15 protein-coding genes, 1 tRNA gene and 1 pseudogene are annotated in these 15,526 nt (G+C 70.0%); 9 read left to right on the forward strand and 8 right to left on the reverse strand.

Annotation, left to right across the window (positions count from 1 at the left end):
- The first annotated feature begins 85 nt into the window (after nt 1-85).
- The gene (locus tag LVO85_RS10915; protein WP_232747512.1) at nt 86-1,006 is read left to right on the forward strand and encodes a glycine betaine ABC transporter substrate-binding protein; all 921 of its coding nucleotides are present in this window, start codon (nt 86-88) and stop codon (nt 1,004-1,006) included.
- 79 nt (nt 1,007-1,085) lie between these two features.
- Here the strand turns inward: LVO85_RS10915 and LVO85_RS10920 are convergent, their stop codons facing one another.
- Nucleotides 1,086-1,514, reverse strand: a complete 429-nt coding sequence (locus tag LVO85_RS10920) for a septum formation family protein (protein ID WP_232747513.1) — start codon at nt 1,512-1,514, stop codon at nt 1,086-1,088.
- A 124-nt stretch (nt 1,515-1,638) separates the two neighbouring features.
- Between LVO85_RS10920 and LVO85_RS10925 the strand changes: the two genes are divergently transcribed.
- Nucleotides 1,639-2,067, forward strand: a complete 429-nt coding sequence (locus tag LVO85_RS10925) for an SRPBCC family protein (protein WP_232747514.1) — start codon at nt 1,639-1,641, stop codon at nt 2,065-2,067.
- A 10-nt stretch (nt 2,068-2,077) separates the two neighbouring features.
- On the opposite strand, the gene LVO85_RS10930 is transcribed toward LVO85_RS10925, so the two are convergent.
- The 3 genes from LVO85_RS10930 to LVO85_RS10940 are packed head-to-tail and all read right to left on the reverse strand — an operon-like array spanning nt 2,078 to nt 6,379.
- A complete protein-coding gene (locus tag LVO85_RS10930) occupies nt 2,078-4,633 on the reverse strand; it encodes a DEAD/DEAH box helicase (RefSeq protein ID WP_232747515.1) in 2,556 nt (851 codons plus the stop codon).
- A gap of 46 nt (nt 4,634-4,679) precedes the next feature.
- The gene (locus tag LVO85_RS10935; RefSeq protein ID WP_232747516.1) at nt 4,680-5,300 is read right to left on the reverse strand and encodes a DinB family protein; all 621 of its coding nucleotides are present in this window, start codon (nt 5,298-5,300) and stop codon (nt 4,680-4,682) included.
- Between the two features lie 32 nt (nt 5,301-5,332).
- Entirely contained in the window at nt 5,333-6,379 is a 1,047-nt protein-coding gene (locus LVO85_RS10940) for a zinc-dependent alcohol dehydrogenase family protein (protein ID WP_232747517.1), read from the reverse strand.
- A 92-nt stretch (nt 6,380-6,471) separates the two neighbouring features.
- Here LVO85_RS10940 and LVO85_RS10945 point away from each other — a divergent pair, with 92 nt between their 5' ends.
- From LVO85_RS10945 to LVO85_RS10955, 3 genes are all read left to right on the forward strand, one after another.
- Nucleotides 6,472-6,876, forward strand: a complete 405-nt coding sequence (locus LVO85_RS10945) for a pilus assembly protein CpaE (protein ID WP_232747518.1) — start codon at nt 6,472-6,474, stop codon at nt 6,874-6,876.
- An 86-nt stretch (nt 6,877-6,962) separates the two neighbouring features.
- Nucleotides 6,963-7,484: a dihydrofolate reductase family protein gene (locus LVO85_RS10950; protein WP_232747519.1), complete on the forward strand. Its 522-nt coding sequence runs from the start codon at nt 6,963-6,965 to the stop codon at nt 7,482-7,484.
- 58 nt (nt 7,485-7,542) lie between these two features.
- Nucleotides 7,543-8,259, forward strand: a complete 717-nt coding sequence (locus LVO85_RS10955) for an AMIN-like domain-containing (lipo)protein (RefSeq protein ID WP_232747520.1) — start codon at nt 7,543-7,545, stop codon at nt 8,257-8,259.
- A gap of 51 nt (nt 8,260-8,310) precedes the next feature.
- On the opposite strand, the gene LVO85_RS10960 is transcribed toward LVO85_RS10955, so the two are convergent.
- Complete coding sequence (locus LVO85_RS10960) at nt 8,311-8,517, reverse strand: hypothetical protein (protein WP_232747521.1); 207 nt, start codon at nt 8,515-8,517, stop codon at nt 8,311-8,313.
- Nucleotides 8,518-8,621: 104 nt separating this feature from the next.
- Nucleotides 8,622-10,703, reverse strand: coding sequence for a cell wall-binding repeat-containing protein (locus LVO85_RS10965; protein ID WP_232747522.1), 2,082 nt, complete (start codon nt 10,701-10,703; stop codon nt 8,622-8,624).
- A 356-nt stretch (nt 10,704-11,059) separates the two neighbouring features.
- Between LVO85_RS10965 and LVO85_RS17070 the strand changes: the two genes are divergently transcribed.
- Complete coding sequence (locus tag LVO85_RS17070; protein ID WP_232747523.1) at nt 11,060-11,830, forward strand: helix-turn-helix transcriptional regulator; 771 nt, start codon at nt 11,060-11,062, stop codon at nt 11,828-11,830.
- Between the two features lie 73 nt (nt 11,831-11,903).
- Nucleotides 11,904-11,976, forward strand: a tRNA-Lys gene (locus tag LVO85_RS10975).
- Between the two features lie 187 nt (nt 11,977-12,163).
- Here LVO85_RS10975 and LVO85_RS17190 read toward each other — a convergent pair.
- Nucleotides 12,164-13,354, reverse strand: a pseudogene (locus tag LVO85_RS17190) (tyrosine-type recombinase/integrase); the annotation flags it as partial.
- Nucleotides 13,270-14,010, reverse strand: a complete 741-nt coding sequence (locus tag LVO85_RS10985) for a hypothetical protein (RefSeq protein ID WP_232747525.1) — start codon at nt 14,008-14,010, stop codon at nt 13,270-13,272. The gene LVO85_RS10985 and the pseudogene LVO85_RS17190, both read right to left, overlap by 85 nt.
- Nucleotides 14,011-14,136: 126 nt before the next feature.
- On the opposite strand from LVO85_RS10985, the gene LVO85_RS17195 reads away from it, so the two are divergent.
- Both LVO85_RS17195 and LVO85_RS10990 read left to right on the forward strand, forming a co-directional pair.
- Nucleotides 14,137-14,382, forward strand: a complete 246-nt coding sequence (locus LVO85_RS17195) for a helix-turn-helix domain-containing protein (RefSeq protein WP_408637686.1) — start codon at nt 14,137-14,139, stop codon at nt 14,380-14,382.
- A 510-nt stretch (nt 14,383-14,892) separates the two neighbouring features.
- Complete coding sequence (locus LVO85_RS10990; RefSeq protein WP_232747526.1) at nt 14,893-15,297, forward strand: hypothetical protein; 405 nt, start codon at nt 14,893-14,895, stop codon at nt 15,295-15,297.
- Nucleotides 15,298-15,526: the final 229 nt, after the last annotated feature.

Consider the following 15,526-nt stretch of genomic DNA (forward strand, 5'->3'; position numbering starts at 1 on the left):
ACCACCCCTACGCGTCCGCACCACCGTTCGAGCAAGGCCGCCCCGAGCCGGGCGGCTCCCAGAAGGAAGAAAGGAACGCATCCACATGAGGCTTCACCGCAACCGCACCACCACGACGTTCGCCGGAGTCCTGGCCCTCGGCCTGACCCTCGCCGCCTGCGGCGGGGAGAGCGAGGACACCGCCGACGCCGGTGGCGACACCGAGGCCGCTGCCGGCGGCGGAGGCACCGTCACCCTGGGGTTCATCCCCTCGTGGACCGACGGTCTCAGCACGGCATACCTGCTGGAGCACCTGATGGAGGAGGAGGGCTACGAGGTCGAGATGGAGACCCTCAGCGAGCCCGCCCCGCTCTACGCCGGCCTGGCCGAGGGCGACGTGCACGTCTACCCCTCCGCGTGGCCCGAGGTCACGCACGCCTCCTACATGGAGGAGTACGGCGACCGCATCGAGGACCTCGGCACCTACTACGGCAACGCCAAGCTGACGCTGGCCGTCCCGGAGTATGTCGACATCGACTCGATCGAGGAGCTCGCCGACAACGCCGACATGTTCGACGGCCGGGTCGTCGGCATCGAGCCGGGCGCCGGGCTGACCGAGGCCACCCAGAACAGCGTCTTCCCGACCTACGGTCTGGACGAGGAGTTCGAGCTCGTCACGTCGTCGACGACGGCGATGCTCGCCGAGCTCCAGTCGGCCACCGACGCCGAGGAGCCGATCGTGGTGACCCTGTGGCGTCCCTTCTGGGCCAACAGCGCCTTCCCCGTGAAGGACCTGGAGGACCCCGAGGGTGCGCTGGGCGAGGCCGAGGGCCTGCACTTCCTCGGCACCGACGGCTTCACCGACGAGTTCCCCGAGCTGGCCGAGATGATCGGCGGCATCGAGCTCTCCGACGAGGAGTACGGCGCGCTCGAGGACATGGTCGTCAACGAGTACGGCGAGGGCCAGGAGGCCGAGGCCATCGACGCGTGGCTGGAGGAGTACCCGGACGCCGTGCCCAGCCGCTGAGCAGGCACGCTCCGAGTGACGCACGCCGGGCCCTTCCGCAGCACGCGGGAGGGCCCGGCGTCGTCGGGTCCGGGCCGGCTCAGACCCCCGAGCCCTCGAAGCTCTCCTGGGTGGTCGACCCGTCGGGCAGGTAGGCGACGCAGAGCACCTCGCGGTCCCCGGCCTCCCACCCGTCGGGGGTCGGGGTGAGGTCCCGCACCTCCAGGGACGACTCCTCGTAGGGGACGCCCACGAAGGCCTCGAAACCCTCGAGGCACCCCTCGACCAGGAGCTGCTCCCACTCGGCGTCGTCGGGGTAGTCGCCCTCGCGCACGTCGAAGACGGCGACGACCTGGGCGTCGTGCTCCTCCTCGCAGGACACCGTCGGCACCGACTCCACCTCGGCCATCTCGATCGACTCGCGCTGCAGGCAGTCGCCGAGCTCGGGGGCGGGCTCGGACAGCAGGCCGCAGCCGGCGAGCGGCAGCAGCAGGAGCAGGCCGGCGGCCAGGGACGGGCGAGGTGACACGGGAGACCCCCAGGTGGTGCGGACAGGTGGGAGCAACCTACGTCACCGGTGGCCGGAGGCGCCCTGCAGGTGCCCCGGTGCCCCGGCGGGTCTAGCCTGCCGGGAGGTGGAAAGGAGCACACCCATGCCCGACGACCTCGTCACCACCCGCAGCACCGCGCTCTCGCCCGACCAGGTGTGGCAGGCCTGGACCGACCCCGGGCGCCTGGCCACCTGGTGGTGGCCTCACCTGCCGGACGCGACGTACGAGGTGGACCCGCAGGTGGGCGGGCAGTACCGCTTCGTGTCCTCCGAGGCCGGCCTGGGCGTGCGCGGCACCTTCACCGAGCTGGTGCCGCCGGAGCGGATCTTCATGACCTGGGAGTGGGTCGGTGAGGGTGCCGGCCCCATCGAGATCGTCACGGTCGGCATCGAGGAGCACGGCGACGGCTCGCAGGTCACCGTCACGCACTCGGTCGACAGCGTCGCCGGGGACCGCGAGGGTGCGCGGGAGGGCTGGGAGTCGGTGCTCGACCGCCTGGCCGCCCTGCCCGCGGACACCGCCGGCAGCTAGACCGGCGCCCTCAGAGCCGGCGCATGGCCGTGGCGAGCAGCACCGGCTCGCCGACCTCGTCCGAGGCGTCGAGGTCGCACTCGGCCTCGATGACCCAGTCACGGTCACCGGCAGGGTCGAGCAGGGTCTGGCGCACCCGCCATACCCGCCCCTCCGGCGTCACCGAGAGCAGCTGGGGCCCCCGGGCGTCGGGGCCCAGGCCGATCTCGTCGTGCTCGTCGTAGTAGGAGGCGAGCGCGGCGTCCCAGTCGTCGGTGGTCATGCGCACCTCCAGCGGGGTGTCCGGGAGGGCAGCCACGGCGGCCTCCAGCTCACCGAGCGTGCGCCACTCGTCGCGGGCGGCCAGCTCGACGCGGCGGAACATCGCGTTGCGCACCATGACCCGGAACGCCCGCTCGTTGCCGGTGATCGGCCGTGCCGGCGCGACCGGCGCACCCTCGGCGGCCCGGGCCACGGCCGCCGCCACGGACTCGGGGTCGGTGAGGGCCTCCCACTCCTCCAACAGCGAGGAGTCGGTCTGCCGGATGGTCTCCCCCAGCCAGTGCACGAGGTCGTCGAAGGCCTCGGAGTGCGCCGACGCCGGCACCGTCTGCCGCAGCGTGCGGTAGCAGTCGGTGAGGTAGCGCAGCACCACGCCCTCGGAGCGCGCCAGCTGGTAGAAGCCGACGAACTCAGTGAAGCTCATCGCCCGTTCGTACATGTCGCGCACCACCGACTTGGGGCTCAGCGCGTCCTCACGCACCCACGGGTGGGTCTGCCGGTAGGTGACCAGCGCCGCCTCCAGCAGCTCGGCGAGCGGCCGCGGCCAGGTGATCTCGTCGAGCACCGCCATGCGCTCGTCGTACTCCATGCCGTCGGCCTTCATCTGCGCGACCGCCTCGCCCTTGGCCTTCGACTGCTGGGCGTAGAGCACCTGCCGGGGGTCGTCCAGCACGGCCTCGACGACCGACACGACGTCGAGGTGGTAGGTCGGCTCGTCAGGGTCCAGCAGGTCCATCGCCGCGAGCGCGAAGGGCGCCAGCGGCTGGTTGAGCGCGAAGTTGTCCTGCACCTGCGGCGCCATGACGACCCGGCGTCCTGACTCGTCGGGCTCGGGCAGCCGCTGCAGCACGCCCGAGTCCAGCAGCGAGCGGGAGAGCTCGATCGCCCGGCGGGCCAGACGGGTCTGCTGACGCGGGTCCTCGTGGTTGTCCCGCACGAGGTCGCGCAGGTGGGCGAAGGGGTCACCGCGGCGGGCGACCACGTTGAGGATCATCGAGTGGTCGACCCGCATCCGGGAGAGCAGCTGCTCGGGCTCGGCGTTGACGAGCTTGTCGTAGGTCTCCTCGGTCCAGCTCACGAACCCGTCGGGGGCCTTCTTGCGCTGCACCTTGCGCAGCTTCTTGGGGTCGTCGCCGGCCTTGGCCAGGGCCCGCGCGTTCTCGACCGTGTGCTCCGGGGCCTGCACCACGACATACCCGCTCGTGTCGTAGCCCGCCCGACCCGCCCGGCCGGCGATCTGGTGGAACTCCCGTGCCCGCAGCACCCGCCGCCGGGTGCCGTCGAACTTGGTCAGCCCGGTGAACAGCACCGTGCGGATCGGCACGTTGATGCCCACGCCGAGGGTGTCGGTGCCGCAGATGACCTTGAGCAGGCCGTCCTGGGCGAGCTGCTCGACGAGCCGGCGGTACTTCGGGAGCATGCCGGCGTGGTGCACGCCGATGCCGTTGCGCACCAGCTTGGACAGCGTCCTGCCGAAGCCGGCGGTGAACCGGAAGGCCCCCATCCGCTCGGCGATGCGGTCCTTCTCCTCGCGGGTGGCGATCCTGAGCGACATCAGCGACTGGGCGCGCTCCAGCGCGTCCTTCTGCGTGAAGTGCACGATGTAGACCGGCGCCTGGTGGGTCTCCAGCAGCTCGGTGATCGTCTCGGTGATGGGCGTCATCGCCCAGCTGAACGACAGCGGCACGGGGCGCTCGGTGCCGGCGACGACGGCCGTCGGCCGGCCGGTGCGGCGGGTGAGGTCCTCCGTGAACCCGGAGACGTCACCCAGGGTGGCCGACATCAGCAGGAACTGCGCCTGCGGCAGCGCGAGCAGAGGGACCTGCCAGGCCCAGCCGCGGTCGGGCTCGGAGTAGAAGTGGAACTCGTCCATGACGACCATGCCGACGTCGGCCCCGTCGCCCTCGCGCAGGGCGATGTTGGCCAGGATCTCGGCGGTGCAGCAGATGATGGGAGCGTCGGCGTTGACCGAGGCGTCCCCGGTCACCATGCCGACGTTGTCGGCCCCGAAGACCTGGCAGAGCGCGAAGAACTTCTCGCTGACCAGGGCCTTGATCGGCGCGGTGTAGAAGGAGACGCGGTCCTCGGCGAGCGCCTGGAAGTGCGCAGCCGTGGCCACGAGGCTCTTGCCGGAGCCGGTGGGCGTGGACAGGATCACGTTGGCGCCGCCCAGCAGCTCGATGACTGCCTCGTCCTGGTGGGGGTAGAGCGTCGTGCCGCGCTCCTGCGCCCAGGTGGTGAAGGCCTCGTAGAGCGCGTCGGGGTCGGGTGGGCCGTCGGGGATGAGAGCGTCGAGGGTGGGCATCACGCCCATCATCGCGTATGCGGTGAGCCGGCCCGTCGGCGCTCGCTCAGTGCGCCGTGGTCGGGTGGTCGGTGGCCTGCGCCGACCGGGCGGCCACCTCGAGGCGCTGACGGTAGGACTGCCACCAGTGCTCGTCCTGCTCGGGCAGGTTGGAGTGGCGGGCACTGATCCCCGCCGACCCGTCGACGAGCTCGCGCACGATGTCCGCGTGCCCGGCGTGCCGGTGGGTCTCGGCGACGACGTGCACCAGCAGCAGCCGCACCGTCGGGCGCGCGTGCTCGGTCCACCACGGCACGTGGCCGGTCGCCTCGAGCCCCAGCGTGCGCACCGACTCGTCGGTGTGCCGCCAGGCTGCGCGGTAGAGGTCGAGGACCTGCTGCCGCGACTCCTCCGGCGTGGCCCACATGTCCGCGTTGTCCTCGGCGTCCTCGGCCCACCAGGTCAGGTCGTGCCCGTGCGGACGGTCGAGGCAGTCACCGAAGTAGCCCAGCTCGACCCCCGCCAGGTGCTTGACCAGCCCGAGCAGGTTGGTGCCGGTGGGGGTCATGGGCCGCCGCACGTCGTAGTCGGACAGCCCCTCGAGCTTCCACACCACCGCGTCCCGGCCGACCTGGAGGTAGTGCAGCAGCTCCTCGCGTGCCGCCTCGTCGGCGGTGTCCTGGCTCATGACCTTCACTATGGCACCGGCCACCGACACGCTCATCCGCTGCTGGGCGCTCCCACCCGCACGACGGTCATCCCCGCGCTCGTCGGCACGCCGTCCATGGCCGCCAGGGCCGCGCCGGCCTCGGCCAGCCCGACGACCTCGCCCACGAGCAGCTCGGGGCGCAGCGTCCCGTCGGCGATGCGGGCGAGCATCTGCGGGTAGTCCCGCGCCGGCATACCGTGCGAGCCGTAGAGCTCGAGCTCGTGCCCCACCACCCGGTCCATCGGCAGCGGCGGGGTGGACCGCTCCCCCAGCAGCAGCCCGACCTGGACGTGCCGGCCGCGCCGCCGCAGGCTCCGGACCGACGAGACCGCGGTGACGGGCGACCCGAGCGCGTCCAGCGACACGTGGGCACCCCCGAGCTGCTGGACGGACCCGACCACGTCCACCTGACCGGCGTCCAGCGCGACCTCGGCTCCGAGCGCACGCGCCTGCTGCAGTGCCGCCGGCGACACGTCGACGGCGACCACGCGGGCGCCGAGGGCGGCACCGATGTGCACGGCCGACAGCCCGACCCCGCCGCACCCGTGCACCGCCAGCCACTGGCCCGGGCCGACGCGGCCGTGCACGACCAGGGCGCGGTATGCCGTGGCGAACCGGCAGCCCAGTGACGCGGCGGTGACCAGGTCGACCTCCTCGGGCAGCGCGACCAGGTTGGTGTCGGCAGCCGGGACCGCCACCTGCTCGGCGAACGACCCCGGCAGGGTGAACCCCGGCTGCTGCTGGTCGGGGCACACCTGCGCCTCACCGGCGCGGCACCAGGAGCAGGTGCCGCAGCCGATGACGAAGGGGACGGTGACCCGGTCGCCGACCCGCCAGCGGGTGACCTCGGGCCCGACCTGTGCGACGGTGCCGGCGAGCTCGTGCCCGGGCACCATCGGCAGCGGCACCGGGTCGTGCCCGCGCCAGGCGTGCCAGTCCGAACGGCACACCCCGGTGGCGCCCACGGCGACCACCACGCCTGCCGCCGGGCAGTGCGGCTCCGGCATCTCGACGAGTGCCGGCAGCACACCGTGCTCGTCGTAGCGGACCGCTCTCACCGGGCACCCACCCACCGCTCGCGCATGTGACCGAGTATGCCGTTGCCGCCCCCACCTGCGACGTCGGCCCTGCCGCGCGGGACAATAGGGTGATGATCACCGTCGAGCTCGCCCGTGACCTGCACGCCGCCGGCCTGAACTGGTCGCCGATGCCGGGGGACCGTTTCGTGGTGCTCGCCCACGGGCACGCGGTCGAGGACGTGTTCTACCTCGCCGACATGACCGTCGAGGTGCACCAGTTCGTCGGCGGCTCGGTCATCGGCTTCAACGGCGTGGCCGAGTGGGCCCTGGACTCGGTGGACCTCGAGGAGACGCTGTGGCTGCCCCGCGAGGACCAGATGCGCGCGGTCCTGGGCGACACCTTCGCCGGGCTGGCCCGCACCAGCGGCCGGTATGTCGTCGTGGTCAGCCTCGACGGGCACCGGCAGCAGTTCGACCACGTCGACGCCGAGTGCGCGTATGCCGAGGCGCTCCTGGCCGTGCTGCGCACCTCCTGACCCCGGTCAGGCGCCCGGCCGCGGTCGTGCCGCCGGACCCGCCTTCTTCGGGTGACACGGGTGTGACACGAGGGACAGACTGAACCATGAGCACCCGCTACTACACGGCCTCGAGCCTGGACGGGTTCATCGCCGACCCGGAGGCCACCCTGGCGTGGCTCACCTCGCGCGCGATCGACACCGACGGGCCGATGGGCTACACCGAGCTCATCGCCGGCGTCGGCGCCGTGGTCATGGGCTCCACGACCTACGAGTGGGTCGTCGAGCACGAGGATGGCCGGTGGCCCTACGACATCCCGTCCTGGGTGCTGACGCACCGCGAGCTGCCCACGGTCGAGGGCGACGTCCGGTTCAGCGCCGGCCCCGTGGCGCAGGTGCACGCCGAGATGACCGAGGCTGCAGCCGGCGGTGACCTGTGGGTGGTCGGCGGTGGTGACGTGGCCGGCCAGTTCGCCGACGCGGGGCTGCTGGACGAGGTCTGGGTCAGCTATGCCCCGGTGGCGCTCGGGTCGGGCGCCCCGCTGCTGCCGCGGCACCTGGAGCTGCACCTGCTCGAGGTGGCCCGCAACGGCGACTTCGCCTGTGCGCGGTGGGAGGTCGTGCGCTGAGGCCCTGTACGGCACGGGCACGGAGGGCTTACCGTCGAGGGCAGTGGAAGGAGGGGCCATGACGACCTCACGAGGGATCGCAGGCGCAGCGGCACTGGTGCTGGCGCTGGGGCTGGGTGCCTGCGGAGCGGACGACGAGCCGGAGGTGGCCGAGCCGACGGGGTCGACGGTGACGGTCACCGAGACGGTGACCGAGGAGCCCACCGAGTCGGAGTCGCCGACCGAGGACGAGACCACCGAGGAGTCGACCACCGACGCCACGGAGACCGTGACCGCCACGACGCAGGAGCCGGGCACCGCGGAGCCGACCGAGACCGGTGAGGACGGCGACCTCCCGGCATACGGCACCGAGCCGGTGGAGGAGACGGGCAGCGGCGACCCCGACGCGCTGCCCACCACTGTGCGCTTCGGGGAGCACGACGGCTACGACCGCGTGGTCTTCGACTTCGAGGGCAGCGGGGTGCCAGGCTACCGGGCCGAGTACGTCGACGAGGCGGTGCAGGACGGCAGCGGTCTGGTCGTCGAGGTGGACGGCGACGCCATCCTGCGCGTGCGGATGGACGGTGTCCGCTACCCCGAACAGGGTGAGACCTACGACGGCGGACCGGGTGTCTACGACCCGGGCGCGTCGGAGGTCGTCGAGCAGGTCCGCCTGGAGGGCACCTTCGAGGGCGTGGCGCTGGCCTTCATCGGGATCGACGACGAGGAGCGGGGCTTCCGTGTCTTCACCCTGACCGACCCTGTACGCCTGGTGGTGGATGTCGCGACCGAGTGAGGGAGGTGCCGGCCGAGTGAGGGAGGTGCCGGCCGAGGGACCGCGGTGCGGTCAGTCGTCGGTCTCCATGCCGCCCGGCCCGACCCCGCCGATCGCCGGGCCCTTCACGTCGTCGACGTCCACGCCGTAGGTCGCCAGCAGGCCGGCGTCCTGGTCGGTGTCGAGGCGCTCGGGCAGCTCGGCCCGGGCCTGGTCGGCCCGCTCCTCGTCGCCGCGCGCCTTGAGGAACTCGATGACACGGTCCTTGGGGATCTCCATGCACCCGATGCTGTCAGGACTCGCCTTCACTGACTACCCGAGCAGGGTGCACACGGGAGCCCCCGGGGACGTGGTCCCCGGGGGCTCCGGTCCAGCTGCTTGCCTCAGCGCATCGCGGCGTACAACGCGTCGACCACGGCATCGGAGATGACCGTGAGGCCACCGTAGACGTCCACCGTGACCACCGACTCGTGGTCGCTGATCCACAGACCGGTGTAGACGCTCAGCCGGTCCTGGTAGGTGAGCAGCAGCGGCCACTCCTGCGCCGCCGCGTCAGCACCACCGGAGAGGGCGTCCGGGAAGTTCTCGCCCGAGGCCACACCGACCCCGAACGGGTACTCGAAGAACTCCGTCGCCACCTTCGCCGCTGTGTCGTAGCGGTTGGTCCCGACGATCGCCTGCGCGCCGGGGGACGCGGCTGCTGCCGGGCCACCCAGGGCGTAGGTCGGGACGGCGTTGGATGCCAGGTAGTCGGCCGAGACGGCCGGCATGACACCGTCCTTGGTGAGGATGATGACGCCGTTCATGCGAGCGGCTGCCGGTCCACCGGAGAGGGCGTCGGGGTAGTTGACCCCGGTCGCCAGCATGATGGACGCAGGTGTGCCGATGGCTTCGGCGACCTTGACAGCCGTGTCGTACCGGTCGGTGCCCGCGTGGCGCACCACCTCGAAGCCGGCGGCCTCGAACGTCGTCTCGATGGAGGCGGGGAGCGCTGCCTCGCCGCCGACCAGGACGACCTTGCCGTCGTCGGGCAGCACCCGCTCGACCTCGTCCAGCACCTTGCCACTGTTGTGGATGGTGTTGGTGAGCAGCAGCGGGGCGTCCAGCTTCTTGCTCAGCGGGATGGCCGCCAGCCCGTCGGGGAACTCGTCCGCGCGGACGATGACGGCAGCACCCGCAGTGTCCGGCTCGAACCGCTCCTGCGAGAGCAGGATCGAGGTGTCGATGCGGTCCTGGCCCGCCGTGCGGACCACCGTGTCACTGGTCCCGAGCTTGGCGATCTGCTCCTCGGTCGTGTCCTCACCGATGACGTCGAAGTAGAAGCCCTCGATGACCTCGTTCTCGTGGTAGTAGAGGATCGCGGAGCGGACGTCGTCGGCGAGCTGGGCGTAGCCCAGCACCCCGGTGAGCTCGACGTCGTCGATGTCCTCCGTCGCCGTGAGGTTCTGGAAGTCCACCACGTCCAGGATCCGGCTGACCTTCCACGTCAGCGTCGGGACGTCCAGCCAGGTCACGCTGCCCTTGAAGAAGTCGGCGCGCGTGTAGCTGAAGTCGCTGAAGTCGACGAACTGCTCCTCCGGCGCGGGGACCGCGTCGGTGGCGTCGGGGTCTGCCGACTGCACGAAGTACATCGGCCAGCCAGTGGGCCTCGTGTAGTCGTCGGTGGGGAAGGGGATGATGCGGTGGTAGTACTGCACCGCATCGACCGTGATCGGCACCTCCTTGCCGGAGGCTGTGCCCATGGACGCGGCAGCCAGCTTCCAGGCGTCGAACACGCTGATCTGGGCGGGAGGCCCGGGGTCGACGTCAGTCCTGCCGCTGAGTCCGGCCAGCGTGCCGTCCCTCATCAGGGTCTGGTAGATCGCGGCGTGCTCGGGCGAGGCGTCGATCGGCGTGCCGTCCGTGGTGATGCGCCCGGCACCGTCGAGCGTGATGGTGCCTGCGGCAGCCAGCCGCGCGTTGACGACGTCGAGCTTGCTGGCGATGACGTCAGGAGACGTCCGGGCGAGGTTGAGCCGTTCCAGCTCCACCTCCGCGACGTATGCCGCATACTCCAGCTGTGGGTCGCAGGGTCCCTCTTCCTCCACCTCCTCGGCGGACGGCGCGTACGCGTCCGTCCCCATGGTCTCGCCGACCAGCGGGACCAGCCAGACCTCACGTCCGTCCACGGGGTTCGTGGTGGGCACGAGGCCCGGGATCTCGGCGTAGGAGATCGGCTGCACGCAGTACTCGTTCGTGAACGTCCCCTCCTCCTCGCCGGGCACCTCGAAGCTGGCGAGGATCGGCGTGCCGTCCTCGGCGCGCAGGTTGACGACCAGGTCGGCGTAGATGTCACCCTCGCCACCTCCGCCACCCCCTCCTCCACCGCCGCCTCCGCCGCCCCCTTGGGCGAGTGCGGCCGACGGCACGACCAAGAGGGCCGCCGCCACCGCAGCGACCACTCTGGCACCTCGACGGGTTTCCATGACGACTCCATTTCCGCGTCCTCGCGGACGCTTCTTAACGGCGCGGGATCGGCGGGATGCTCATCCGGGGCCCCCGTTGCGCGGTCTCGCGTCACTTCCAACGTAAGGAGCGATGACCCTGCCAGGCAGGGCCTTTGGGTAGCCCGGAGTCATGCCGAAGGTCCCGACAAGAGGGGACCGAAGACACTGTTGTCCGGACAGGCGCTGAGGGCATCCTTTGCCCTCGCCCCTCCCTGCCCCTGGGACCGGTGCCGGCCCCCCGATGCGACGGCGGGAGAAAACCCCTCGCCCTCGAGCACCGCCCGGGGGCACACTGGAGAGACAGCCGTGTCGTCCCGTGGAAGAAGGTGGACGCGGTGCGAGGGACTCTCTCCAGCGAGCCGACGCTGCGTGCCGTCCGAGACCTGCTGCGCATCGACGGGCCGGGCCACGCACTCCCCGACGCGTTCCTGAAGGAGCTCAACCTGCTCCTGGGCTGCGACGGCATCGGCTTCAACCACCTCGACTCCACCGCAGAGACGCAGTACTTCGCCCAGGGGTACGAGGCGGACGAAGGGTTCTGGCTGTTCCGGGGCCCGGACTTCCTCGAGCCCGAGGACTGGAGGGAGTGGTGGGGGCGCTACTGGGACAGCCCGTGCAGCTTCCCCGAGCGCACCGGCACCTACCACCAGGTGATGATGCTCTCCGACTTCATGACCGACCGTCAGCGCCGGTCGTCCTTCCCGGCCGACGAGCAGTTCCACGAGATGATGCTGGTCCTGCCGGACGGACCGGGGCGGACCCTGCGCCTCCTCGTGAGCCGCGAGTCCGGGGCCGAGTTCACCGAAGACGACCGGTTCCTGCTGACCTTGCTCATGCCGCACATCGAGCGGATGTACCGCGCCCGGGAGCACCACCCGACGGTGACGCTCACCCCACGACAGCGCCAGCTCCTGCATCTGTTGCAGCATGGCTACACCAACGCCCAGATCGCCCGCCGTCTCAGCATCTCAGAGGGGACGGTGCGCACCCACCTCGAGCACGTGTACTCCCGTCTCGGTGTGAACAACCGCGTCGCCGCGGTGGTGCGCGCCGACGCGGTCCTGCAGGAGGGCACCCCCGACCTCTCCACGACTCGCATGGCCTGAGCGGACTCCCGCCCCACCCCGTCGCTGTCGTAGTCTGACCACTCGCACGGGGTGACAGCTGTCGCCCCCCTGCGGGCCTCTAGCTCAATGGTTAGAGCTGCGGACTTTTAATCCGTAGGTTGTGGGTTCGAGTCCCACGGGGCCCACCGTCTGACCAGCACTTTCGCTAGCCACACGCTCGGTCAGTAGGGCGACCTTGGGCAGGTTGGTCACGCTTTGGTCACGAGGGACCAGGGCGGCCGCCCTACTTGCCGCTTCGCGACCGACACCCTCGAACAGATGCGAGTACGTGTCGGCTGTGATGGACACGCTGGAGTGCCCCAGACGCTTGCTGACGACGGCGAGGTCTACGTTCGCAGCCAGCAGGAGCGAAGCGGCACCGTGCCTGAGGTCGTGGAGGCGCACTGGCCGCAGCCCGCACTCAACTCCCAGTTGTGCGAACACCTTGGTGAGCCTATCGGGGGAAAGCGGCATCCCATCGCTGCGACAGAAGACCAGGTCGTGATCGCTGTAGGCTCCCCCGAAGGCGTCTCGGTCCTTGGCCTGTCGGTCCTGCTGGCCGAGAAGTGCATCGATTGAGCGATCGTCCAGCTCGAGAACTCGTCCCGTCCCGCTGTGAGTCTTCGGTTCCCCAAACGAGACGCGCGTGTGCAAACTCCCGCACGCCGTGCAGGCAGAGGTCATCGGTGCCTGCACCAACTGCTGACGAACGACGAGCACACCCCTGCTCAGGTCGACATCGGACCAGCGCAGTCCAAGGGCTTCACCTCTACGCAAACCAGTCATGGCCAGCACTTCGAAAAGGTGTCCCCACTCTGTTGTCGCCGCATGGTCCAAGAAGCGTCCCAGTTCGGACGGCTCCCAGGGAACGACCTTGGGACGCTGCGCTGCGGGGACTTCGATGTCCACAGCAGCGTTGAGCGCCACAAGCCGGCTGCGCTTTGCCGCGGCGAGCGCGGATCGCAGCGTTGCACGGACCCGCTGTACCGTGGCGGGACTCACCGAAGGGCCGCCTGCGTCGAGGAGGCCTACGAGGAAGCGCTCGACCTGATCGGGCCTCAGATCTCGCAGACGGATGTGGCCCAGAGATGGCTTGATGTGTCCACGGATGTGCTGCTCATACGACCGGACCGTGGTCGGACGCAGACCTCCCAGCGCCTTTCGCGCCAACCACGCATCCAGGTACGTCCCCAAGGTGAGGCCCTCGTCGTAGGCGTGGCCACCACCCTCCAGTCCTGCCAACCTCTCCGCCAGCGCCTCCTCCGCACGCCTCTTGGATCGGAACCCTCCTCGCCTCTCCTGGCGGCGTGCCCGCCAGGTCCCACCCTTGCCAGGGCCAGGCCCGAGGTCCATGACGTAGACCCAGGAACCATGATCCTTTCGACACGACCCCTGCCGCCCTTCCTTGGGGCACCCGCATCGCTTGTAGACACGACCTCTCACGGCATCTTTCCTTTGTCTGTTAGGTAGCGGGGTCCCGGGGCGATGACTCCGCGTCGGCCCGGCTGACCCGGGGCTAGCCATTCCTCTCGACGGGCCGCCTTGAGCCAGGTCCTGACGGTCTCAACTGGCCAGTCCAGCTCCTGCGATATCAGTTCGTGGGAGCCACCCAGGTGCAGCGCAGTCTCAACGAACCTCCTGAACTCGCGCGGACTCCGACGCGGGCGCCCCGGTCGGGGCTGACGCGACTCCGAGATTCGCTCGAGACGTGCCGCGCCGACCGGACCAGCAAACTCCAGCACGTCCTCGAACGTGAATCGTGGGTCCGCTGGTAAGCCGCGCGCTATGGCCGACATCGCGGAGTAGATGAGCCCAAGTCGTACCTCGCGAAGGACGTGCGCCGTGATGGCGGTGGCTGGCATCGGCGGCAAGCCAGGCAGAGAGTCACGGTCGGCCCGGATGCTGAGCTCCGTGATGATCCACGAGGGCTCGCGCCACAGCAAGCGGCCGGTGATGACCCAGCCGATCCAGTCGTCCGTCCAACGACGTTCCTCAGGGTAGGTCCGCATCTCGAACGCGTGCTCCCCCTCCGGCTCTTCCGGCAACCACAAAGTGAAAGACGCGTCGGGATCGATGCTGTCCGACGGATCCGCGTCTCGGGCCACGAAGATGCGCGCTTCCTCCCCGACCAGTGAGATCGACTCAGCGCCGACCGACGAAACTTCCCAGTGCACAGCCACACCGGAAGCGTCCCGCCCTGGCCACAGGTTGTCAACCCTGTGCGCTCACCCGGTTCAGAAGGTCGGTATGTCGCGCCCGCCTTCTAGGCCGTTGTGCTGTTTCAGCCCGTATGCGCTCATAGGGTCATGTTCACATCACGGCAAGGCCCATCCTCCCCACCCCCCTTCCTGCTGTCACTCAGTGAGGCGCTTGGCTCTGACGCCAAGGACCTGCGTCGCGCGGCTGGACTGTCCCTGCGAGACGTTGGGCGGTACTGCGGCGTCTCACACTCGGCAGTGAGTGCCTGGGAGGAAGGTCGCTACGCACCTCGGGGGCTCCACCTCGTGGCGTATGTCCAGCTGCTCGGTGTCCTTGCAAGGGGGCACCGGTGACCGCTCCGACCCTCGCCGAAACGCGCGACCTGCCCGCTGTCCTGGACCTGCTCACCGCATGCTCCATCCTCGGGATCGGCAGGACAGTGGGGTACCGACTGGCCCAAGAGGGCAGTTTCCCGTGCCCCGTCCTGCGCGTTGGGCACCAGTACAGAGTGCCCACTGCGGGCCTCCTTGCCGCCATCGGTCTGAACGGCGACCTCTCGAGGGGGGTGCCGGACTCCGGTGCTTGATCCCCTGCACGTGCTTGCTCAGTACGGCAGTGCTGATTCACCCGTTCGCTGGCCGCGATGTCCGAAGAAGGGCCACCTGATCCTCAGCGATCAGCGAGGACGGCGCATCCCAGCGCGGTGCGGCAACATCGGGTGCTGGGCCTGCATCATCCCCCGCGCCTTGGACTTCGGTTCCGCCATTGGGTTGGCGCGACCAAGCAGCCTCATCACGTGGACAGGCACCCCCGGGACGTGGGGGACCATCAACGCCACGCTCCGACGCCTCCGCCAGACCCTGGTGAGACACCGCACCTCCTTCGAGTGGGCTTATCACGTCGAACAGAACCCTGGGCAAACCGGCACCCACGTTCACGCGTGGACCCACGGTGACGTGCCACCACGAGCCGAACTCAACGAGCTGGCGTCTTCGAACGGGCTCGGCCTCGTGTTCACTCGGCGGCTGTCACTGCCGGTAGGGGTGACCACGCTCGCGTACGGGATGAAGACCTGCATGAGTGGCCTCGAGGATGATCCCGCCCGCGATCGATACCTCGCGCTTAACGGCGGCCGGCTAGTCCATACCAGCCACAAGTTCTGGAGGGAGGCCACTGGCGAGCCCCTGGCCGACGCCCGCGAAGCCGTTCGTCACGCCCGCCGAAGCAAGGGACTCACGCAAGACTGGCGGTTGGAGATGCCCGCATGACCCGCTTTGCTGCGTTTGCTGCACCCCTCCACGCGTGCGCACGCGAGCCAGGTGGGACTCCTGGTACCCCACCACCGGTCCGCGGGTCACAGGGTTCCCGATCCGCCCCAGATGACGAGGAGCTGTGGATCGGAGGCCTCGGTCACGCACGTGCGTCGCATGGCCGACCTTCGGCATGCAACTCACCGTCGACGAGCAAAGTATCGTGACGTGAGACAGCCACGATCGA

The sequence above is a fragment of the Ornithinimicrobium sediminis genome, assembly GCF_021272345.1.
GTDB classification, from domain to species: Bacteria; Actinomycetota; Actinomycetes; order Actinomycetales; family Dermatophilaceae; genus Ornithinicoccus; species Ornithinicoccus sediminis_B.